26 protein-coding genes are annotated in these 18,499 nt (G+C 31.2%); 14 read left to right on the top strand and 12 right to left on the bottom strand.

Annotated features, from left to right (window positions below):
• The first annotated feature begins 6 nt into the window (after nucleotides 1–6).
• The 7 genes from K354_RS0100670 (at nucleotide 7) to K354_RS15305 (ending at nucleotide 5,698) form a co-directional block, all read left to right on the top strand.
• Nucleotides 7–543 carry a formate hydrogenlyase complex iron-sulfur subunit gene (locus K354_RS0100670; RefSeq protein WP_024953587.1) on the top strand — a complete coding sequence of 179 codons (537 nt, stop codon included), beginning with the start codon at nucleotides 7–9 and terminating at the stop codon, nucleotides 541–543.
• On the top strand, nucleotides 540–1,355 hold the full coding sequence (locus K354_RS0100665) for an NADH-quinone oxidoreductase subunit B family protein (protein WP_024953586.1): 816 nt from the start codon (nucleotides 540–542) through the stop codon (nucleotides 1,353–1,355). The genes K354_RS0100670 and K354_RS0100665 overlap by 4 nt, the downstream gene beginning before the upstream one ends.
• Nucleotides 1,356–1,382: 27 nt before the next feature.
• On the top strand, nucleotides 1,383–1,730 hold the full coding sequence (locus K354_RS0100660) for a formate hydrogenlyase maturation HycH family protein (protein ID WP_024953585.1): 348 nt from the start codon (nucleotides 1,383–1,385) through the stop codon (nucleotides 1,728–1,730).
• Nucleotides 1,727–2,188 carry a hydrogenase maturation protease gene (locus K354_RS0100655; protein WP_024953584.1) on the top strand — a complete coding sequence of 154 codons (462 nt, stop codon included), beginning with the start codon at nucleotides 1,727–1,729 and terminating at the stop codon, nucleotides 2,186–2,188. Before K354_RS0100660 ends, K354_RS0100655 begins: the two co-directional genes overlap by 4 nt.
• 11 nt (nucleotides 2,189–2,199) lie before the next feature.
• Nucleotides 2,200–3,054: a formate/nitrite transporter family protein gene (locus tag K354_RS0100650; RefSeq protein ID WP_024953583.1), complete on the top strand. Its 855-nt coding sequence runs from the start codon at nucleotides 2,200–2,202 to the stop codon at nucleotides 3,052–3,054.
• A gap of 97 nt (nucleotides 3,055–3,151) precedes the next feature.
• The gene (locus tag K354_RS0100640) at nucleotides 3,152–5,389 is read left to right on the top strand and encodes a molybdopterin oxidoreductase family protein (protein WP_084607288.1); all 2,238 of its coding nucleotides are present in this window, start codon (nucleotides 3,152–3,154) and stop codon (nucleotides 5,387–5,389) included.
• Nucleotides 5,390–5,563: 174 nt separating this feature from the next.
• Nucleotides 5,564–5,698, top strand: coding sequence for a hypothetical protein (locus K354_RS15305; RefSeq protein WP_281169379.1), 135 nt, complete (start codon nucleotides 5,564–5,566; stop codon nucleotides 5,696–5,698).
• On the opposite strand, the gene rpoN is transcribed toward K354_RS15305, so the two are convergent.
• From rpoN to K354_RS0100585, 10 genes are all read right to left on the bottom strand, one after another.
• Nucleotides 5,695–6,942, bottom strand: a complete 1,248-nt coding sequence (gene rpoN, locus K354_RS0100630; RefSeq protein ID WP_024953580.1) for an RNA polymerase factor sigma-54 — start codon at nucleotides 6,940–6,942, stop codon at nucleotides 5,695–5,697. The genes K354_RS15305 and rpoN overlap by 4 nt on opposite strands.
• Nucleotides 6,943–7,005: 63 nt before the next feature.
• Nucleotides 7,006–7,302, bottom strand: a complete 297-nt coding sequence (locus K354_RS0100625; protein ID WP_024953579.1) for a 2Fe-2S iron-sulfur cluster-binding protein — start codon at nucleotides 7,300–7,302, stop codon at nucleotides 7,006–7,008.
• A 13-nt stretch (nucleotides 7,303–7,315) separates the two neighbouring features.
• Entirely contained in the window at nucleotides 7,316–7,657 is a 342-nt protein-coding gene (locus K354_RS0100620) for a hypothetical protein (protein WP_024953578.1), read from the bottom strand.
• Between the two features lie 34 nt (nucleotides 7,658–7,691).
• Nucleotides 7,692–8,069 (bottom strand): nitrogen fixation protein NifZ, encoded by a 378-nt coding sequence (locus K354_RS0100615; RefSeq protein WP_024953577.1) that lies wholly within the window; start codon nucleotides 8,067–8,069, stop codon nucleotides 7,692–7,694.
• Nucleotides 8,059–8,397 (bottom strand): nitrogenase-stabilizing/protective protein NifW, encoded by a 339-nt coding sequence (locus K354_RS0100610; protein WP_024953576.1) that lies wholly within the window; start codon nucleotides 8,395–8,397, stop codon nucleotides 8,059–8,061. The genes K354_RS0100615 and K354_RS0100610 overlap by 11 nt, the downstream gene beginning before the upstream one ends.
• 9 nt (nucleotides 8,398–8,406) lie before the next feature.
• Nucleotides 8,407–8,913, bottom strand: coding sequence for a flavodoxin domain-containing protein (locus tag K354_RS0100605; RefSeq protein ID WP_024953575.1), 507 nt, complete (start codon nucleotides 8,911–8,913; stop codon nucleotides 8,407–8,409).
• A 12-nt stretch (nucleotides 8,914–8,925) separates the two neighbouring features.
• On the bottom strand, nucleotides 8,926–9,348 hold the full coding sequence (locus K354_RS0100600) for a NifX-associated nitrogen fixation protein (protein ID WP_037939946.1): 423 nt from the start codon (nucleotides 9,346–9,348) through the stop codon (nucleotides 8,926–8,928).
• Nucleotides 9,348–9,746, bottom strand: coding sequence for a nitrogen fixation protein NifX (nifX, locus tag K354_RS0100595; protein ID WP_051505369.1), 399 nt, complete (start codon nucleotides 9,744–9,746; stop codon nucleotides 9,348–9,350). Before nifX ends, K354_RS0100600 begins: the two co-directional genes overlap by 1 nt.
• A 55-nt stretch (nucleotides 9,747–9,801) precedes the next feature.
• Nucleotides 9,802–11,064 (bottom strand): nitrogenase iron-molybdenum cofactor biosynthesis protein NifN, encoded by a 1,263-nt coding sequence (gene nifN, locus K354_RS0100590; RefSeq protein WP_024953572.1) that lies wholly within the window; start codon nucleotides 11,062–11,064, stop codon nucleotides 9,802–9,804.
• Nucleotides 11,057–12,412 (bottom strand): nitrogenase component 1, encoded by a 1,356-nt coding sequence (locus tag K354_RS0100585; protein ID WP_024953571.1) that lies wholly within the window; start codon nucleotides 12,410–12,412, stop codon nucleotides 11,057–11,059. The genes nifN and K354_RS0100585 overlap by 8 nt, the downstream gene beginning before the upstream one ends.
• A gap of 107 nt (nucleotides 12,413–12,519) precedes the next feature.
• Here K354_RS0100585 and K354_RS0100580 point away from each other — a divergent pair, with 107 nt between their 5' ends.
• The 7 genes from K354_RS0100580 to K354_RS0100550 all read left to right on the top strand — a co-directional run bounded on the left by K354_RS0100580 (nucleotide 12,520) and on the right by K354_RS0100550 (nucleotide 16,262).
• Nucleotides 12,520–12,894: a NifB/NifX family molybdenum-iron cluster-binding protein gene (locus K354_RS0100580; RefSeq protein ID WP_024953570.1), complete on the top strand. Its 375-nt coding sequence runs from the start codon at nucleotides 12,520–12,522 to the stop codon at nucleotides 12,892–12,894.
• Nucleotides 12,895–13,197, top strand: a complete 303-nt coding sequence (cowN, locus tag K354_RS0100575) for a N(2)-fixation sustaining protein CowN (RefSeq protein ID WP_024953569.1) — start codon at nucleotides 12,895–12,897, stop codon at nucleotides 13,195–13,197.
• Nucleotides 13,198–13,208: 11 nt separating this feature from the next.
• Nucleotides 13,209–13,946 (top strand): NifU family protein, encoded by a 738-nt coding sequence (locus K354_RS14515; protein WP_024953568.1) that lies wholly within the window; start codon nucleotides 13,209–13,211, stop codon nucleotides 13,944–13,946.
• The gene (locus tag K354_RS0100565) at nucleotides 13,943–14,305 is read left to right on the top strand and encodes a NifB/NifX family molybdenum-iron cluster-binding protein (protein ID WP_024953567.1); all 363 of its coding nucleotides are present in this window, start codon (nucleotides 13,943–13,945) and stop codon (nucleotides 14,303–14,305) included. Before K354_RS14515 ends, K354_RS0100565 begins: the two co-directional genes overlap by 4 nt.
• The gene (locus K354_RS0100560) at nucleotides 14,305–15,522 is read left to right on the top strand and encodes an FprA family A-type flavoprotein (RefSeq protein ID WP_037939942.1); all 1,218 of its coding nucleotides are present in this window, start codon (nucleotides 14,305–14,307) and stop codon (nucleotides 15,520–15,522) included. The genes K354_RS0100565 and K354_RS0100560 overlap by 1 nt, the downstream gene beginning before the upstream one ends.
• Nucleotides 15,519–15,848 carry a nitrogen fixation protein NifQ gene (locus tag K354_RS0100555; protein WP_024953565.1) on the top strand — a complete coding sequence of 110 codons (330 nt, stop codon included), beginning with the start codon at nucleotides 15,519–15,521 and terminating at the stop codon, nucleotides 15,846–15,848. The genes K354_RS0100560 and K354_RS0100555 overlap by 4 nt, the downstream gene beginning before the upstream one ends.
• Before the next feature lie 66 nt (nucleotides 15,849–15,914).
• Nucleotides 15,915–16,262, top strand: coding sequence for an MmcQ/YjbR family DNA-binding protein (locus K354_RS0100550; protein ID WP_024953564.1), 348 nt, complete (start codon nucleotides 15,915–15,917; stop codon nucleotides 16,260–16,262).
• Here K354_RS0100550 and K354_RS14510 read toward each other — a convergent pair.
• Both K354_RS14510 and K354_RS0100540 read right to left on the bottom strand, forming a co-directional pair.
• Nucleotides 16,259–17,539: an HD domain-containing phosphohydrolase gene (locus tag K354_RS14510; protein ID WP_024953563.1), complete on the bottom strand. Its 1,281-nt coding sequence runs from the start codon at nucleotides 17,537–17,539 to the stop codon at nucleotides 16,259–16,261. The two genes, K354_RS0100550 and K354_RS14510, sit on opposite strands and share 4 nt — an antisense overlap.
• On the bottom strand, nucleotides 17,536–18,411 hold the full coding sequence (locus tag K354_RS0100540) for a type 2 periplasmic-binding domain-containing protein (RefSeq protein WP_024953562.1): 876 nt from the start codon (nucleotides 18,409–18,411) through the stop codon (nucleotides 17,536–17,538). The genes K354_RS14510 and K354_RS0100540 overlap by 4 nt, the downstream gene beginning before the upstream one ends.
• Nucleotides 18,412–18,499: the final 88 nt, after the last annotated feature.

The following is an 18,499-nucleotide window of genomic DNA, read 5'->3' as shown; positions in this document are numbered from 1 at the left end:
AAGAGAATGAAATTATTAGATATGACTCGTAAATATGGAAATGCTACTTATAATTATCCTTTTGAACCTTATGTGGTTCCTGAGGGTTTTCGTGGTAAACCAGCTTATGATTATGAAAAATGTATAGGGTGTGCTGCTTGTGCGGTCGCTTGCCCATCAAATGCAATCAATGTTAAATTAAATGAAGAAAAAACAAAGTTAGTTTGGGAATTTGATTGTGCTAGATGTATATATTGCGGTCGTTGTGATGAAGTATGTCCTACAAATGCAGTTATGCTTTCAGATGAATTTGAAACTGCTGTTAGGTTTGATAGAAAAAATTTGCTTGAGAGAGGTTGTCTTGAGGTTGAATACTGTGAAAAATGTAATAAACCTTTTACAACTAAAAAGCTAATAGCATATGATCTTGAACGCTTAAAAAGAGTAGGTTGGGATGAAGCAACATTGGCTGACAAAACAAAGTATATTCATACATGTCCCGAATGCAAGAAAGATATTACTGTTGAAAATTCAACACAATATTTTGTAAGGAAAAGAAAATGAGTAAAACGTATGTTGTTCCAGAAGAGATAGCTGCAGCGAATACACTCGAAGCTAAATTAAGACACCTTAAAAATATTAAAGGTAGTTTTAACGTATTTAGAGTGGATTGTGGTTCTTGTAATGGTTGTGAAATTGAAATATTTGCAGCTATTACTCCTATGTGGGATCCTGAAAGGTTTGGATTTAAATTAGTAGCAAATCCAAGACATGCCGATATCTTAGTATGTTCAGGTCCTGTAACTCGTCAAATGTATTATCCTTTGTTAAGAGCTTACGAAGCAAGCCCTAATCCTAAAGTTGTTGTTGCTATTGGGGCTTGTGGATCAAGTGGGGGTATTTTTCATGATGCCTATAGTGTTTGGGGAGGAATTGACAAAGTGATTCCAGTAGATGTCTATATTCCTGGTTGTCCTCCTCATCCAGCAACTATTATTCATGGACTAGCAACTGCTCTTGGTATTTTAGATCAAAAGTTAGAATTCAAAGAACATGATAATGGCTCAAGTGAATCTCCAAAAATAGATAAATCAGTTTTTGGGAATCTTTTATTTGAAAGAGATGTTCTTGCTAAATCAAAACAGTTAATGGGATATCTTTATGGTAGAAAACTTTTTGATAAATACATCAAGGCTATAAAAGAGTCATCAGATATACAAGATATAGCTAAGACAAAGAAGACCATAGAAAGATTAAGTTCAGAAGAAAAAGATCCTAGATATAAAGAGTGTATGAGAACCATACACAATAGCGTATATTTGGCTCATATGAAGCAATTTAAAGAGATAAATATTGCGGATCAAATTGAATTATAAATTAATTCGTAATAACTAGGAAATGAAATGATAGAGATATGTAGATTAACAAAAAGATTAGTTGATCCAAATGAAAATAAATTACCAGATCATTTGGAGCAAATTAAAGTGTTTTCTATGGCAGTAGGACATGGTATTGGAACTGTAGATTTTGTTGAGTGTATAGATAAAATTGAAGAAGATGAATATCTTGAACTTGTAGAGTCTTGTGGTGAATATGCTAAGTTTAAATTAGGAAATTTAAGTAGATATTTTGAGATAGAAGTATTTCCTGAACATGCAGAAAAATTAGTTCATCAAATGCCAGATTGCAAATTGAAAGAGTACTTTTTAGAATTACAAGAAGGTTTTATTGTGATAAGGAAAAGTATATGAAAAAAGCGATATTAGTAATCGGTAATACGCTAAGAGGTGATGATGGAATTACTTCTTATTTAGGAAAACTAATCGAGAAAGAAAACTGTGGATGGAAAGTTTTTTATGGAGAAGATACTCCTGAGAGTGAATTTCACAAGATAAGAGAGTATTCACCAGATGTTATGGTTGTTGCTGATGCAATGACGGGTATTAAAGTAGGAACAGTAGAGGTGATTGATATTAGTGATGATAGAGATTATATGTATTCAACTCATAATCTTCCTACGCCAATACTTCTTAGTTATTTAAAAAGTTTTTGTCAAGTTGTCCTTTTTTTAGGACTGAATGTGGATATCGAAAAAGTACTAGAAATAAATCCAGAAATTTCTAAAGAGGCTGAAGAAACAGCTCAAAAAGCTTTAGTAAAACTTCTTGAAATAGATTCAATTTTCGATAATAATCAAAAAATTAGTTAAAAGGTAAACATATGTTATCACCAGCTGAAACTGCGCAGTCAGTATCCGGAGGTTTAAACCATAAGGCAACAATGCCTTTACTTAGTGTTCTTTTTTTATCAATTATGGCAGGTGGGTCAATCGCATTAGGTGATATTTTTTGGGCCCATTCTACTGTAGGCGTTGCTAAAGCTTCATCACCTGGAGTTGCAAACTTTTTAGGAGGGATAGCTTTCTCCGTAGGTTTAATGATGGTTGTATTTTTTGGTGGCCATTTATTTACAAGTTCTGTAATGTCAGGGGTAAGTACTTATGACAAAAAATTACCATTTGGAAAAATGGCTTCTTATTGGGCAATTGTATGGATTTTTAACTTTGTTGGGGCAATCATTATTGCATACATGTATTATAAATCAAATTTAGGTTTAAAATATGATGGTGAGATATTAAAGCATTTTGTTGCATTAGGTGTAGGTAAAACTTCTTTGGGTTTTGAAGAAGCATTTATTAGAGGAATTTTTTGTAATGTTTTTGTTTGTATGGCAGTTTGGGCTGCAATAGCAGCAAAAGATACAGCAGGTAAAATTTTAGCAATTGCTTTTATTGTTGGAGCATTCGTAGCTTCAGGGTATGAACATTGCGTGGCAAATATGTTTATTATAAGTGAAGGTTTATTTGCAAAAGCACATTATTTAGCACAAGCTGGTGGTGATATGCATGCTCTTTCTGAACTAGTTCATCATATACCAGTAGAAAAACTTGAGGCACTAAATATTCAAAACTTCTTTTTGAAAAATTTATTGCCAGTTACATTAGGAAATATTATAGGAGGGGTATTTTTTGTAGGCATTATTGGATTTATGTCGCACAAACCAGATATGAAGTAACAAGTAAAAAGACCTCCTTAGCTGGAGGTTTTTTTTGCTCATTAATATGCTTAAAATGCATATTAATAAAAAGATTAAAATTTTGAAAGGAAAAGGTATGAAGAAAAAAAGAGTGATATGTCCATATTGTGGTACAGGCTGTAATATAGACTTATCCATAGAAAATAATAAGATAGTAAAAGCCGAAGGTACACAAGATCATCCTGTAAATGATTCTCAATTGTGTCTTAAAGGTTTGTATGGTTTTGATTATGTTAGTGGAACTGATAGACTAATTAATCCTTTAATAAGAAAAAAAGATGGCAAGTTTTCAAAAGATGGGGAACTTGTTCAAGCATCATGGGATGAAGCTCTTGATTTAGTAGTTTTAAAAATGAAAGAAGCAAAAGAAAATTTTGGACCAGATTCAATTGTTGGGAATTTTTCAGCAAGAAGTACCTTGGAAGAAAATTATGTAGCACAAAAATTAATGAGAGCAGTTATAGGAACCAACAACGTAGATCATTGTGCTCGCGTTTGACATGCACCAACAGTAGCCGGTCTGGCTAAAACAATTGGTAATGGCGCAGCAACAAATAGTTTTACAGAAATTGGTAAATATAGTAATTGTATTTTAATGATTGGATCAAATCCTGAAAATGGACATCCAATTGCAGCGATGCACATTCAAAGAGCGTTAGATCGTGGTGCAAAATTAATTGTAATTGACCCGATTAAAACAGAGATGGCTCAAAAAGCAGATGTTCATATTCAACTGCCACCAGAGCATAACATCCCTATTATTAATGCATTATTGAATCATATTATAGCGAGTAATTTATGTGATGATGAGTTTATAGCAAACTATACAACGGGAATTGAGTATGTTAAAGAAGCAGTTAAGGAGTATACTCCAAAATATGTTTCTGAATTAACAGGAGTTCCTCAAGAATTGTTAGAAAAAGCAGCGCATTTATATGCGACTGTTAAACCAGCAGCACTTACTCATGGTATGGGTGTAACTCATTTTAATCATGGAGTTGGTAATGTTTTTTCAGTATCTAATCTGTTTTTAATAACAGGAAATATTGGTGTTGTTGGAGCAGGTAATTATCCTCTTCGTGGACAACAAAATGTACAAGGTGCTTGTGATATGGGAGTTTTACCTAACGTATTTCCTAATAATAAACAAGTTACTGACGAAAAAGCAAGAGAACATTTAGAAAGATTATGGGACTGCAAGCTTGATAGTAAAGTTGGTATCCATAAAACAGAAGTTCCAGATGAGATATTAAGTGGTAAAATAAAGGTATTTTATACAGTTGGTGAAAACCCTGTTATTTCTGAACCAAATACAAATCACTTTTTAAAAGGTATAGCGCATGTCGGTTTATATATTGTTCAAGACATATATTTAACTGAAACAGCAGTAAAAGCAGATATTGTATTACCTGCTGTTTGTGGTCCTGAAAAACAAGGACTTTATGCAAATGCTGAGAGAAGAGTTCAAATGAACTATAAAGCAGTTGAACCTGTAGGTGATGTAAAAGAAGATTGGCAAATTACTTGTGAAATCGCAAAAAGGTTAGGTGCTAAAGGATTTGATTATACATGTACTGAAGATATCTGGGAAGAAGTTAGATTAGCAGATCCAGATAGATATGGCGGTATGAGTTATAAGAGAATTATAGAACATAGTGGGCTTAATTGGCCTTGTCCAGATGAAAAACATCTAGGGACTCCTTCTATGTATATGGATAAAAAATTCTATACACCAGATGGGAAGGCACACTTTGTTCCCGTTGTTTTTGTTAAAAACAAAGAAGATATTCCTATGGCTGAAAAGAAATTAGCAGATAGATTAAATCTTCCTACGGATTATCCTTTAATGGCTGGTTCAGTTGATGAACATACTGATGAGGAATATCCAATAGAGCTTTTAACAACAAGAAAAGCTTCTCAATATACTGTTGGTACAATGACAAGAAGATCATTTGCTTTAGAAAATGGAGCTGATCATAATGGATCTTCCATTGAAATAAGTCCTATTACTGCACAAGAATATGGACTTGAAGAAGGTGATTTTGTTCAAGTAGATAGTAGATATGGTTCTGTTGCTATTAGTATTGTTGTGACAGAAGTTGTTCCAAAAAATGTAATACAAATGTATTTTCATTATTGGGAAGGACATTCAAATGAGCTTACTAGTGGTGGTATGGATCCAATTTCTAAAACACCTACATATAAAGCGGCAGTAAAAATGAAGAAAATTACTGAAAAAGAGTTTATATCTATTCGTGAAGAAAAAAGAGAAAAATTTTATTCTCAAAAAATAATTTATACTGATTTTCATTAGTATATATTACAAATAAAGATGAGACACTTAGTGTTTCATCTTTATTCTTATATAAGTATTCTCATTATTAAAATGTAATTATCGTAGAATTTAAAGAAATCATTACATTTTGAAATATTTTTAAATAGATAATAAAAATTACTATAAAGTTATATTTAATTTAAAGGGAGAATGATGCAAATAAGACCAATACTTTTAGAAATTGATACGCCAGAAAATAAAAATATTAAGACATATCCATATTCATTTAAATTGGCTTTTATTGTTTTAGCATTATCAATAAGTATCTATTTTGGATTTAAAAATTAAGAAACTCTATATATTTTTTTTCTCTCTTTAGAAGAGGGGATATCTAGTATTTTTCTATACTTCGTAATAGTACGTCTTACCATTTTCATGTTGTATCTTTTCATTACCATATCTACTAAATCTTGGTCAGTAAGTGGTTTATCATTGGATTCATTTTTGATTACATTGGAGATGTAGCTTTTAATTTCAGCAGAAGAAATTCCTGAAGAGACAGCATTTGTAAAAAGAGATTTTAAAGATAAAACTCCACGTTTACATTTGATATATTTGTTTGATACGGCTCTACTTATTGTAGACTCATCAAAACCAAGTTCATCTGCAACTTGTGCCATTGTGAGTGGTTTAAGCTCACTCCCTATAAAAAAACTCATCTGTTTTTCCACAATAATCAAGATAAGTTTATACAGAGTTGATTTTCTTAGTTCAAGAAGATTAACCAAATCTCTTGCTTCTTTGAGTTTATCTTTTAGTTCTATATTTTTACTTTTAAAAGGGTCAGTTACTACAATATCAGGATAATAATTACTATTTATCTTTATTTTTATATCATCATCGATTTCGACAAAAAAATCAGGTATTATTGCTTCTGATCCATTCATATATTCAATTGCAGGAGGTGAATTAAATTTTTTGATTGTCTCTTTTGCTCGTTCAAAGAGGTGATGTTCATGAAACTTATCAATCTTTTTCATATTTAATATCAATTGTTTTGTAAACCTACATAAATCTTCATCTACTTCTAAGTTTGAAAGTTGAAATAAAAAAGACTCCTGCAAATCTACAGCACCTATCCCACAAGGTTCTATATGTGCAAATCGTTTTCTAATACTCTCAACAAATTCATTAGTTGTCTTGTGTTTTATCGCTATTTTTTCTATATCACCTTCAAAATATCCTTCATTATTTATATAAAAAAGTATTTCGTCTGCAATATTTTGAGATTTTGGGGTTGGAAATAGAGGAGCACCGAGTTGATTTGAAACTTTATCATAGAGAGATTCTTGATTGATATTTGTGTTTTCTATGAAACCTTGCTTATCTCCAGTTCCTTTAGCATATGATGAACCACTGCTTTTGTGTGATTCAAAAGAGGATTTACAATCTAAAAAAGGATTATCATAACTGTGTTCTTTAAAAATTTGCTCAAGGTCATGTAATGGTGCTTGAAGTAAGGGTAACCAAAGTTTTAAAGACAGTTGTAATGATTGTTTTTGCCTATATTGTAAATTCATATTTGTAAACATATCTCAAGTTTACCCAAACTTAAATGTGTTTGGGTGAACTTGATTGTATATAAAATACTCATTTTAGTATTTTAATCTAACTATTCCATTTGGTTTAGCTATTTTCATTTGACATGAAAGACGTGAGTTTGGAGTACAAGTTCCTGCAGCGATTTCTTTTAAAACTTTTACTTCTTTATCTGTTTTGTCAGATAAAAATTCCATGCCTTGAACTACTTCAACAACACATGTACCACATTCACCATCTCTACATCCAAAAGGAAGAGCACTACCACTTGCTTCAACGATATCTTGGATTGTTGCACCTTCTTTAACATTGATAGCTAAAAAATCATTTACTATTTCTACTCTAGTTGTCATTTTATTCCTTTTATTATATTTTATATGGTTTTATTAGAACATCGCCTTTGATAAGCATCATTGGAGCAATTCTAATTTTTGGACTAATTGTGTATTGTTGGCACTGTTCAGCATCTTCCTCACTAATAGCACCAAGCTCAACCAATAAATCTAATTCTTCATCTTCCATGTAGCTTGTAGGCTCTTCATCTGCGATATGCTCAACACTAACAAGACAACTTTTATACTTATCAGCACTTGAAGTATTTACAGGTACTCCTTTTTCCTTAGCCAATCTTACAAGAGGCTCTCCTATCTTTGCATCGTAAATACCATCTGTATTTTCATCAAAATGCATAAAAATAACTTTTGCCATATTTTCTCCTTTTAATTTGTTTTTGGTAACCGTTTTATTTATTTTTTCTTTTTTGTTCTATAATTTTTTTAAAAAGTTCACCCTCAGTTGCATCAGCTAAATCACCATCTTCTAATGCTTTAAGTTCATGCTCTCTACATCCTATGATTTCAACTTCTTTTCCACAACCAAAAAAATGTACTTCATATACTCTAATAACTTGCAAAAAATCGCCCATATCTTTGATGTAACCAGTGGAGCCTTTTTCCATCATTAACTCACCAATTTTTGAGTGAGGATAGGTGCCATCATTGACAACATTTTCTAATAGTTCTACTTTTTGACCTAATTTAAATTTAGGCTCATCTTCATCCCGACCTGACCTAGTTGCTGTTACTGAGTCATACAATTTTGTATTTGGATCAACAACCACAACTATTTCCTGGTGATGGGATACAACCTAAACATCCTGTTGCTTTTCCATCTTTAAACATATTCCAAACTTCTGCAGCACTTGGTGCATAACCATTTTTAAAGTTACCATAGACCTGCAATAGAGAAAATTTTAAAAAATCAAGTAATTTATCTTCTTGATCTTTTAAGTTTTCTAATCCAGTTTTTATAAGATTTCCGTATTCTCTTAAGATATGAAAACGTTTTACATTTACAAGTTTTTCATCGTACTCAAGTTTGAAAAAATCAAAATAATCTTCAGCATCACTAAGTTTGTAAAAGTCATTTAATTGTTCTTTAGAATTCATTTTATATCCTTATAGTTCAGACTTTAGAGTCTCAATCCAGTTTTCAATTCTTGTTTGAGTTTTATCTGATTCATTATGTTCATCTATGGCAAGACCACACAATTTATCATCAATTTCAGCCAATGAAAATTCATATGAGTAATCATCTTTTGGGATAAAGCCTATTGGTGTTGCTCCTGCTTTTGAAAAAGTTTGATACATTTTTCCAATAGCACTACAGAAGTGTTCACCATGTTTGACACTGTCTCCTGCTCCAAAAAATGCTACTTTTTTACCTGAAAAATCAATTTCATCTGAGTCTATCTCAAAAAGAGGATCTACCCATTCATGATGAACATCACCTTGTCCCCAAGTAGAACTACCTAAAAATAGAACATCATATTCTAATAGTTGGTCTATATCATCAAAATCTTCTTCCATATTTATGACTTCTTCTACATCAAATGCTTCTGCAAGTGCATCAGCTACTTTTAACGAAGTTCCACCAGCAGTTCCACAAAATATTCCAATATTCATTTTGTTACCCCTTTATTTTTTATACTCATCATAAATTTTTATAGCGTTAGATAAAAGTTTATCGCCTTCTTCAATAAGTTTTTCATATGTTCTAAAAGAAAAACGGTGAGCATCTTTAAAAAATTTATTTGTTATGACAATTTTGTCAGCTATTACAACAGCTCGACCAAATCCTTCATGACTCATCTCCATAATTACAGAACACATAATTCCCGTTTGTTTTTCAAATGCCAAAGCAATTGCTTGATATATAAGTCTTATGTCTTGAGTTTGCATCTCATCAATATCAGCGATTACAGGAATGTTTTTCAAGTCTTCTTTTGATTTTACATATTTTTCTGTTAGTATTTCTTCATCACTTTTGTTTGCCCATGTACCAAATTGGTCAAGTGCTCTTACTTGTGAGATAAGAGTCTCTATAAATAAATTTTTCATTATGCAGCTCTTTTTTCTAGAATTTTTTTAATAAAAGGTGGAGGGTTTTGTCCTAACATCTTGACTAGTTTGTTTAATTCTTCATCAATACTTACAACTTCTTTATACTTAATAGGAAATATACCCGAGTTTATGATTTTTGCAGCTGCAGCAGCACCGATATTTACAAAATAAACTATATCCATACCTTTTAGTAGTCCTACAGTTTTGTCTGTATCTTTTTCTTCTATTTTTATGATTTCACAAAGCTCATATGATTGAGCTGATATTTCATAGATATTAAATTGTTTAGCGCTTCCAAAATGAGCGTCTATGTTTTCATTGTCATTTGTAGCAAAAGCAACTTTGATACTCCCTTCATTTGAAGAGTTAGTGTTGATTTTAATTGTAGAGCTCATTGTTATCCTTTTATTTGATATGAGTATTAATATTCATAAAGTGTTCCATAGAGATTTAATGTTTGTAATGTTCTAATATATTTGCAATTTCAAAAAGCAAATAAGTGCTTCCTTCATATAAAAAGTCATTTTTAAGTTGGTAGCCTAGTCCTTCATAATTAGGAAATCCTCTTAGCATCAATGCTTTATTGTGTTTTTTTGTAAGTCTTTCACCATGAAAATTACTTATGAGTAAGTCATTTTGTTCAAGTTCATTTTCTACATCCTCAAAATCACCTATAATAACTTTACATGTAAGAGTATCTAAGGCACTACTTTTTGTTGGAGAAATAACAGTTTTGACATTGGCCCCAGCTTCAGTTATTGTAGAAACTACTGAAAGGATTTGATCAGGTTCTAATGCAACAATCACATTAGCACCGCCAATAGCAAAGTGAGTATCAAGTAAGGCATCTTGTAGCCTTTTTCTCCATCTTACAATTGATGGAGAAGGAGTATCTATATGTTTGAACTCCAATAGTGCTTTGTAAAATTTATCACTATTACTTAGTCCTCCAAGAGAATCGAAATGAAGATGTGTTAGAGATGGATTTTTTTCTTTCATCATTTGGGCACATTTTTCAACAGAGTTGCCTACACTTATGACTAATGCACACTCAGCTAACTTTTTAATCTCTTCAATACTTATACCACCAGATGATAGGGCACCTTGTTTTAAGCCTAGATGACCATCTAGTGAGTCACTTAAATCTGGAAGAGCAAAAGGCTCAAAGCCAAAAAGAGATATTTGTTCTTTAAGCTTTTCAATCTCAATAGGAGTCATATTTACATTTGGTATGAGAAGAGCTTTTCTTTCATCTATATTGTTTTGAGGTTCAACAAGTTGTTCTATGATAGCTTCGATTGCTTTTGCAAAACCACTTTCCAAACCACCTTCAAAATCAGGAGTATGAACGTAAACCATTTTTTGAGTATCTTTTAAAAGATACGCTGCACCTTTTATATCATCGCCTTTTGTTTCAGTAAGTCCAGTTGTAAACAGACCAACTAAATCAGGTTTTACTTTTTTTGTTATGTTTTTTACCGCTTCACTAATAGAGTAATCACCCCCATCAACAATAGCTGTTATATCATTGACTGCTGTTGTTTGTACTGCTATTGGGTCGTTAAAATGTCGAGTAAAAAAGACTTTAGAAAAACTAGCACAACCTTGTGCCCCATGCATTAAAGGCATAGTATTTTTAATGCCTAAAAAAGCAAGTAATGCGCCCATAGGTTGGGAAAGTTTGAGTGGATTTATTTGAAGTGGTTTAGTCATTATCTTTCTCCCAAGGTGCTTTTGTTCCTACAACTTTAAATACAGGATTGTTTACAGAGTTACAAACATCGGATGCCAAGTTAACAAGTCCGTTGTAAGCCCCATAGCTTATTTTTTTCTCTTGGTTTACATCTACAAAGGCAACCCTTTTTTTAATAGCAGTATAGAGACTTCTTCCTCCTGCTAAGAGTATATCAACTCCATGTTCATCTATGAGTTTTGCTTGTTCATTTGCTGGAACTTTCATCAAAATAGGTACATATTTTTTAGCTATTTCTATATCTTCTAAAGTAGCTTTTCTTACGCTTGTTGCAACTACTTCTATCCCGATATCTTGAAGGGCTGAGGCTATTGACCATGATTTGTTTCCACCAGTATTAAGAATAGCTTTTTTATTTTCTAAAATTTTTCTAAATGGTACAAGTTTTGATTCAAGTTTTTCTTCTTCTTCTTTGATAATAATTTCAGCTTTTGCACTTAGCTCTTTATCGTTAAAAGCATTGACTATGGTTCTAATAGCATTACTAGTATCTCGTTTCCCATAAAAAGAGACAGATACATGAGGAATTCCATATTTTTCCTCCATTTTTCTGCAAAGTGTTATGAGTGATTTTGCACAAACTATGACATTAAGCTTTGCTCGGTGTGCTTGTTGGATACGCTCTAATCTTCCATCTCCAGCAAGTGTAGAGATAATTTTGATACCTATTTTTTCTAAAATTGGAGAGTATTGCCACATGTCTCCTGTAACGTTATATTCTCCTATAAGGTTTATACCATATGGATGTATCTCTTTGGGCTCTTTTGTTCCTATGAGTTGGTCTAGTACAGCTTCTCCCCCTAAACGTGAGCCTAAGTTTTTGCTACCTACAAAACCAGGAGAGTGGATTACTATTATGATAGTTTTATACTTTTCTTGAAGTCTTTTTGCAAGGCTATCCATATCATCACCTATCATTGCAGTGACACAGGTTTCATATACAAAAATGGCTTTTGGTCTTTTATTTTTGACAATATAGCTTATACTATCTTCTAGTTTTTGACTTCCACCAAAAATGATGTCATTTGTGCTTACATCTGTACAGTATCCAAGAGGGGTGTTATCAATACCACTAAAACTAGTTTTAGTAGCACGAGTTTCCCAAGAAGCACCCTGACAGGTTGCAGGTGCGTGAACTAAGTGGATAACATCTGCATAAGGGAAAAGAGATATTTGTGCTCCTTCAAAAGCACAACCACCACTTGTCGCTCCAGGTTTTGGTTTGTCACAACTACTTTTTTTCTCACTGTTATGAGAGCAAGCTGATTCGTTTAAAAGTTCTTTAATCTGTTTTTTATTTACCATCATAGTACTTCCTTACATATATATGATTTATTTACATAAAGTGTTCCTTTAAAAATGTAAAAGGAATGGATTATGTATATATAAATATAAATAAAGTAAAAGGATTATAAATGATTTCAATTCCCCTAGATACAAAAAGTTCCACAACTTTATCTGATTTATATGGTAATGCTCCGTATTTTGCACTTTTAGATATTGAATCTGGTGCTTTTAAAGTTATTAAAAATGAAGAGTGTGGTAATGGTCCTCAGTTAGTTCCATTTTTAAAGCAATCTGGTACAAGTGCAACAGTGTTTTCACATATGGGAGATAAGCTTTATAAATATTATACAAAAGAGGGTATAAAAGTCTTTACATGTAAAGATGAAAAACCTACTATTGACGCTATATATAAAGATTTTTTGAGTGAGTCACTTTTACTTGTTGATGAAAGTAATTATACAGAATTAACAGATGAGTGTAGTTGTTCTTGTAAAGGTGAGTAGGTGCAAGAAGTAAGAGATAGATATGTATCATTTGATAATATAGATTGTTATAAAAATGCAGTTGAAGTTTTAGATGCTATGGATGAGCTTTTTCTTTTAGAGCCTGAAAGCAAGAATGAATTTTGGATAAGTTTTCAAAGTAAGATTCCTGAAAATTATAGTAAAGAGTATATTAAGGATGGGTGTAAAGATATATTGTATCTTGTTTGCTCAAATGTATTTTATATTTCTGATTTATTTGAAGAGTTTGATTTTGAAAAAGGAATATCTCTTTTAGATAAAGCAGAATTAGAGTGTTGTTAGAGGAGCACAATATGAATCATGCAGAAGCATTAAAAGCGTATAAGGCAAAAGACTATGAAAGTGCTTTTAGTTTGTGGAGTAAAGAAGCAGAGTTAAAAAGCGATCAAGCTATGGCAAATTTAGGTCTTATGTACTTAAAAGGTGAGGGTGTTGATAAAGATTATGCAAAAGCAAAAGAGTGGTTTGAAAAAGCGAGTGAGTTTGAAAATGATTCTGCTAATTATAATCTTGCTTTAATGTACCAGAGTAAAATTGGTGTTGATGAAGATATAAATAAAGCAATAGAATATTTTAGACGTGCTGTTAAAAAAAACCATCAAGGGGCTAATTTTAGATTGGGATTACTTTTACTTAAAGATAGAACAAATGAGGTTTTAGTAAAAGAAGGATTTAACTGTATGCTTAATGCTGCAAAGAGTGGTCATGCTATGGCTAGAATTCAGATGGGTGGTGTGGATAGACCAAAAAAAGAGAGTCCAAATATAAATCTGGAGTTTAAAAAAATGAGTTTAGAAAAGAAAAAAGAAGTAGTGACTGATGCCTTAGATAGATATATAAGACCTATTTTAGTTCAAGATGGTGGGAATATTATGTTGATTGATTTTTTAAGTGGAGTAGATACTGAGATAAGACTTGCATATCAAGGAAATTGTGCGGGATGTTCTATGGCTTCTACTTCTACATATGAGCTTATCGAAAATACGCTTACTAAAGTTATAGATGAAAATATCAAGGTTTATATCATATGATAATTTCATTTGCTTCACTTGATGGCATAAATGTAAATGAACACTTTGGATGGTGTGAAAGGTTTTACATGTATGAGGTCAATGAAAATGATTTTTCTTTAATCAAAGAGATTGACTCTTCTATAAAACATGATGATGAGATAGATAAGCTAGAGTATAAGATAAATTGTCTTGAAAATAGTGATATGGTATGTGTCTCTCAGATAGGACCAAAAGCAGCAAATCTAGTTCAAAAATGTGGTATATATCCTATGAAGTCAAGTGATGATACGATAGAAGGTGTCTTAAAATCTCTACAAAATATGATAAAAGATAACCCACCTTTATGGCTGCAGAGAATTCTTTTAAGGAAACATTGATGAGTGCCGTAAAAATCAAAAGAGATGTTTATTATATAGGGGTCAGTGATCCTGATATCAGAACTTTTGATATTATTATGAAAACAGCCAATGGAACTACGTATAATGCATATCTTGTTAAGACTACGCAAGGAGTTATTATCTTAGATACTGTGAAAGAAGAGTTTTCACAAGAGTTTTTTGAAAATATAGAGTCAGTTTGTAGGTATGAAGAGATAAAATATATCGTGATGCATCATCTTGAACCTGATCATAGTGGAGCACTTTTAGAATTGACTAAAAAAGCACCTCAGGCAAAAGTTTTTATATCGCCTATGGCTGGACCTATGATAAAAGCAATAACAGGAAAAGAAGATATAGAGTTTGAAAATGTTTGGACCAATAAAGAGTTAAAACTTGGGGATAAAACACTAAAATTTTTAAGTACGCCAAATCTTCATTGGCCTGAGACGATGAGTAGCTACCTTGTAGAAGAGAAAGTACTTTTTAGTGGTGATGTTTTTGGATCACACTATTTTGATAGTAGGGTATTTAATGATTTAGTTGGTGACTTTGAATATGCTTTTAAATACTATTATGAGCATATAATGAGACCTTTTAAAAGTGATGTTATCAATGCAATAAAACTGTATGAAAAGTTAGATATTGATATCGTAGCAACACTTCATGGACCAGTTTTAAGAAAAAATCCACATGAATATATAGAGTTGTATAAAAAATGGAGTACTAAAACAGATAGACTGCATGGTAAAAAAATAGTATCTATTTTTTATGTAACAAGTTATAAAAATACAAAAGATATGGCTGAGAGAATTTATGATGGATTAGAATCAAGTGAAACTCTCATAGCAAATATATATGACCTTATGGCATTAGATGAGCAAAATATGCTCAGTATTTTAGAAGAAAGTACAGGTATAATTATAGGAACGCCAACTATCAATTCAGATGCTCCTAAACCTGTCTGGGATTTGTTAAGTTGTATGATGCTTTTAGAAAAAAAAGGTAAAATAGGTGCATGTTTTGGTAGTTTTGGTTGGAGTGGAGAAGCTGTTGATATGATTCAAGCAAGATTGAAAGCTTTGAAGTTTAGAGTACCACTTGAACCACAAAAGATAAAGCTTGTACCTACAAAAATGGAACTCAATGAGAGTTACAATTTTGGTGTAGAGTTTGGCGAAATTGTAAATGGTAAAATGATGGAGATGACTTTATGATAGTAAAAAATGAAACGCCACTTAATATTTTAGAAGAGAAAGTAACTTCATTTTTACAAAAGTATGCAAAAGATGAAAAAGCTTTTAATGAAGTTGCACCATATCTTTCAAAAGTTTCTTTAGAGATGAATCATCTTTATGAAGATTTAGGTTTTGAAAATAGAACTCAAATGGGGAAGTTTATGAAAGAGCATTTCCCAGCATTGTGTGAAATAAAACCTGCTGATAAACTTTGGAAAAAATTTATCTATGACTCAGTAGGAGAAGTTGCCCCAGCTTGTGCTACATGTAATGACCAAGATAACTGTTGGGCATGTAGAGTTTAACTCAAAAACATATCTTCTTTTATGATATTATAGAGAAAATACTTTACATGTAAAGGACATTGAGTTATGACTTTTAAAGAGGTAGATGTTTACTTGTTGTCAAAAAAAGGAGCTACGTTTGATTATCCTTTTGATGAGGTAGTACGTGTTTACAGAGTTTCTAACAAGATGTTTGCTCTTTTTGTAGATGAAGAGCTACTTCATATAAATCTTAAATGTGATCCTATCTACGCCTTAGAACTTCGCTCAATCTATGAGGGTATAAAAGCAGGATATCATATGAACAAAAAACACTGGAATACAGTCAGTGCAAATACCGATGTAACTGACTCACTTTTAAAAGAACTCATTGACCATTCGTATGAGCTTATCTATAATAAGCTTCCTAAAAAACAAAGAGAATTACTTGGCTAAGTAGAATACTTTTTTTGTACATCTATAAAAATATCTATATTGTCAATTAATTTTTGAGCAATTATTGGGTCAAATTGTTCTCCACGCTCTTTTTTCAAGTACGTAATGATTTCATCATATTGCCAAGCTTCTTTATAACACCTTTTATTTGCAAGAGCATCAAAGACATCTATAATAGCAGTGATTCTTCCAAAGATAGAGATTTCTTCACCTTTTTTACCCATAGGATATCCTGTACCATTCCATCTTTCATGGTGTTCATATGCGACTAAAGAAGCAATGTCAAGTGTTTCTTTATGTGTATCTTTTAGAATATCATAACCTATTGTAGAATGAGTTTTCATAATCTCAAATTCTTCAGGGGTTAACTTTCCAGGTTTAAGGAGTATGGAGTCTGAAATACCAATTTTACCAATATCATGCATAGGAGAAACAATTTTTAAGCTTATTGCTTCACTCTCTTTCATCCCTAATAATTTTGCTAAAAGATAAGACATATCAGCTACTCTTTTAACATGATAAGGATCATCAATGTATCTTTTTTCTATTACTTCGCCTAGTGTCTCAATTAATACTTCTTGTGTTTCAATCATCTCTTTATTGAGTTCTTGTATTTTTTCTGACTGCTGTTTATTTAATACTTCTCTATTGTGTAAGTTTTCTCTCATAGTTTCAAATTTATTTGCCAATAAACCAATTTCATCATTTGATTTGATGTTGATTTTGTGATGTAAGTTTCCAGAAGTAATTTTTTCTGTTGCCTTTGACAAAATATCGAGAGATTTTATGATTTGTTTGATTATAAAATAAAGGGAGATAAGGAGAATAAATACTAACAATACACTAAATAAAATAGCATAGTTTTTAAATTGGTTAAAGAAAATATTTATATATTTTTTTGTGTAAGAGACTTTCAAAATACCTATTTTCTCATTAGCATATTTTAATTCAAGTTTATCTTTTATTATGTCATCCGCATTAAATTCACCTTTATTTAATGTTAAATTTAGATTATTACTAAAATCTATGAGTTCTATTTTTACGATTTCTTTATCGTTATAAATAGAATGCAATAATGAGATTAGAACATCTTCGTTAAACTCATATAGTAAAGCAGAAATAGGTATAGTATAGAGTTTATTATTGTTTTTAATCTTTTGAATTAGTTTCTCTTCCAAATCAGTTTTTGTAGTATTGAGTATAATTACTGAGTAAATAAAAAATGAAGATGTTATTGAAATAAAGAGTGTTATAAAAATCTTCAATAATAATTTCATTGATACAACTTTGAAATATCAATATAATACTGCTCAAAATTAAAGCCAATTTCTTGACAAAAATGTTTTTTAAGCTTATATATCTTTCTTTTTTTAATGTGCATTGCTTGTATATCTTCAAAATAAAATTCATTAAAAATTTTATCTAAAGAACCATCTTTATAAGCTATAAGTAGACCTTCTTCTATCCTTTGGATAGCTTTTTTATTTGCATTATTTGTAAAAAATAGTTTTGGTAAATCATAATAGAGTAAAAATGTTTTGTCAAAAACTAAATCTTTAATATCGTTATATTTATGAAGTTCTTCTCTTATTTCAGTTATCCCTCTAAAGTATAAATCTGCTCTTCCTGTAGCAGTCATCCGTGCAAGACCTTTCATATCTGGATGAGAGTGTATATTGAAATGATTTTCTTTTAGTATTTTTATATCTAGCCACCCCGTTCCTTGGACTGTTTTTAATTTGTTAATTTTTTTTAAAGTGTTATAGAGCGCTTTGTCTTGTTGTAGCTTAGGTGATATAAAGGCAACTCTATATCCTATAATACCTCTATGAGTTGGAAACTTAGCGTATGAAAATTCAGAGAGAAGTTCTTTTGTTATGGAAGCATTGAGTATAAAGTTTTTAATTTTGTTGTTTTTAGCTATGTAGAGAGCTCTTTTATTGTTCATCTTTTCAGAGGGTTTAAGTTCATACTCCCCATACTTTTGTTTGGTTTTTTCTAAAGCTAATTGTAGTATTTTATATGTATAATTTTCTTTTTTATTGAGAAGTTCTTTTTTTGAATAATTATTATTATACGTAAAAAGAGTTTGTGCAAATAACTCTTGGTGAATAAACAGTACAAACAATAATAGATATATTTTTGACATACTAGAATCCTCTTTGAGGATATTATAATGAAATATGTAAATAAAGAGCAAGTTTTTATTGTTATTTCCTTTTGAAGACTAATATGTG

Origin of the sequence: Sulfurospirillum arcachonense DSM 9755, assembly GCF_000597725.1 — a bacterium.
Taxonomy (GTDB): domain Bacteria; phylum Campylobacterota; class Campylobacteria; order Campylobacterales; family Sulfurospirillaceae; genus Sulfurospirillum_A; species Sulfurospirillum_A arcachonense.
Note: the sequence above shows the minus strand (reverse complement) of the source record. Positions and strands in the feature narration are given on the sequence as shown.

What these genes read in the sequence shown, in the direction of transcription:
- K354_RS0100565 (WP_024953567.1), top strand. Translation starts at nt 13,943, where the DNA reads ATGATAATTTCATTTGCTTCACTTGATGGCATAAATGTAAATGAACAC.
- K354_RS0100585 (WP_024953571.1), bottom strand. Translation starts at nt 12,412, where the DNA reads ATGATGGTAAATAAAAAACAGATTAAAGAACTTTTAAACGAATCAGCT.
- K354_RS0100660 (WP_024953585.1), top strand. Translation starts at nt 1,383, where the DNA reads ATGATAGAGATATGTAGATTAACAAAAAGATTAGTTGATCCAAATGAA.
- K354_RS0100555 (WP_024953565.1), top strand. Translation starts at nt 15,519, where the DNA reads ATGATAGTAAAAAATGAAACGCCACTTAATATTTTAGAAGAGAAAGTA.
- K354_RS0100600 (WP_037939946.1), bottom strand. Translation starts at nt 9,348, where the DNA reads ATGAAAAATTTATTTATAGAGACTCTTATCTCACAAGTAAGAGCACTT.
- K354_RS0100665 (WP_024953586.1), top strand. Translation starts at nt 540, where the DNA reads ATGAGTAAAACGTATGTTGTTCCAGAAGAGATAGCTGCAGCGAATACA.
- K354_RS0100540 (WP_024953562.1), bottom strand. Translation starts at nt 18,411, where the DNA reads ATGTCAAAAATATATCTATTATTGTTTGTACTGTTTATTCACCAAGAG.
- K354_RS0100580 (WP_024953570.1), top strand. Translation starts at nt 12,520, where the DNA reads ATGATTTCAATTCCCCTAGATACAAAAAGTTCCACAACTTTATCTGAT.
- nifX (WP_051505369.1), bottom strand. Translation starts at nt 9,746, where the DNA reads ATGAGCTCTACAATTAAAATCAACACTAACTCTTCAAATGAAGGGAGT.
- K354_RS0100625 (WP_024953579.1), bottom strand. Translation starts at nt 7,302, where the DNA reads ATGACAACTAGAGTAGAAATAGTAAATGATTTTTTAGCTATCAATGTT.
- K354_RS14515 (WP_024953568.1), top strand. Translation starts at nt 13,209, where the DNA reads ATGAATCATGCAGAAGCATTAAAAGCGTATAAGGCAAAAGACTATGAA.
- K354_RS15305 (WP_281169379.1), top strand. Translation starts at nt 5,564, where the DNA reads ATGCAAATAAGACCAATACTTTTAGAAATTGATACGCCAGAAAATAAA.
- K354_RS0100610 (WP_024953576.1), bottom strand. Translation starts at nt 8,397, where the DNA reads ATGAATTCTAAAGAACAATTAAATGACTTTTACAAACTTAGTGATGCT.
- rpoN (WP_024953580.1), bottom strand. Translation starts at nt 6,942, where the DNA reads ATGTTTACAAATATGAATTTACAATATAGGCAAAAACAATCATTACAA.
- K354_RS0100655 (WP_024953584.1), top strand. Translation starts at nt 1,727, where the DNA reads ATGAAAAAAGCGATATTAGTAATCGGTAATACGCTAAGAGGTGATGAT.
- K354_RS0100650 (WP_024953583.1), top strand. Translation starts at nt 2,200, where the DNA reads ATGTTATCACCAGCTGAAACTGCGCAGTCAGTATCCGGAGGTTTAAAC.
- K354_RS0100605 (WP_024953575.1), bottom strand. Translation starts at nt 8,913, where the DNA reads ATGAATATTGGAATATTTTGTGGAACTGCTGGTGGAACTTCGTTAAAA.
- K354_RS0100670 (WP_024953587.1), top strand. Translation starts at nt 7, where the DNA reads ATGAAATTATTAGATATGACTCGTAAATATGGAAATGCTACTTATAAT.
- K354_RS0100620 (WP_024953578.1), bottom strand. Translation starts at nt 7,657, where the DNA reads ATGGCAAAAGTTATTTTTATGCATTTTGATGAAAATACAGATGGTATT.
- K354_RS0100560 (WP_037939942.1), top strand. Translation starts at nt 14,305, where the DNA reads ATGAGTGCCGTAAAAATCAAAAGAGATGTTTATTATATAGGGGTCAGT.
- K354_RS0100550 (WP_024953564.1), top strand. Translation starts at nt 15,915, where the DNA reads ATGACTTTTAAAGAGGTAGATGTTTACTTGTTGTCAAAAAAAGGAGCT.
- nifN (WP_024953572.1), bottom strand. Translation starts at nt 11,064, where the DNA reads ATGACTAAACCACTTCAAATAAATCCACTCAAACTTTCCCAACCTATG.
- K354_RS14510 (WP_024953563.1), bottom strand. Translation starts at nt 17,539, where the DNA reads ATGAAATTATTATTGAAGATTTTTATAACACTCTTTATTTCAATAACA.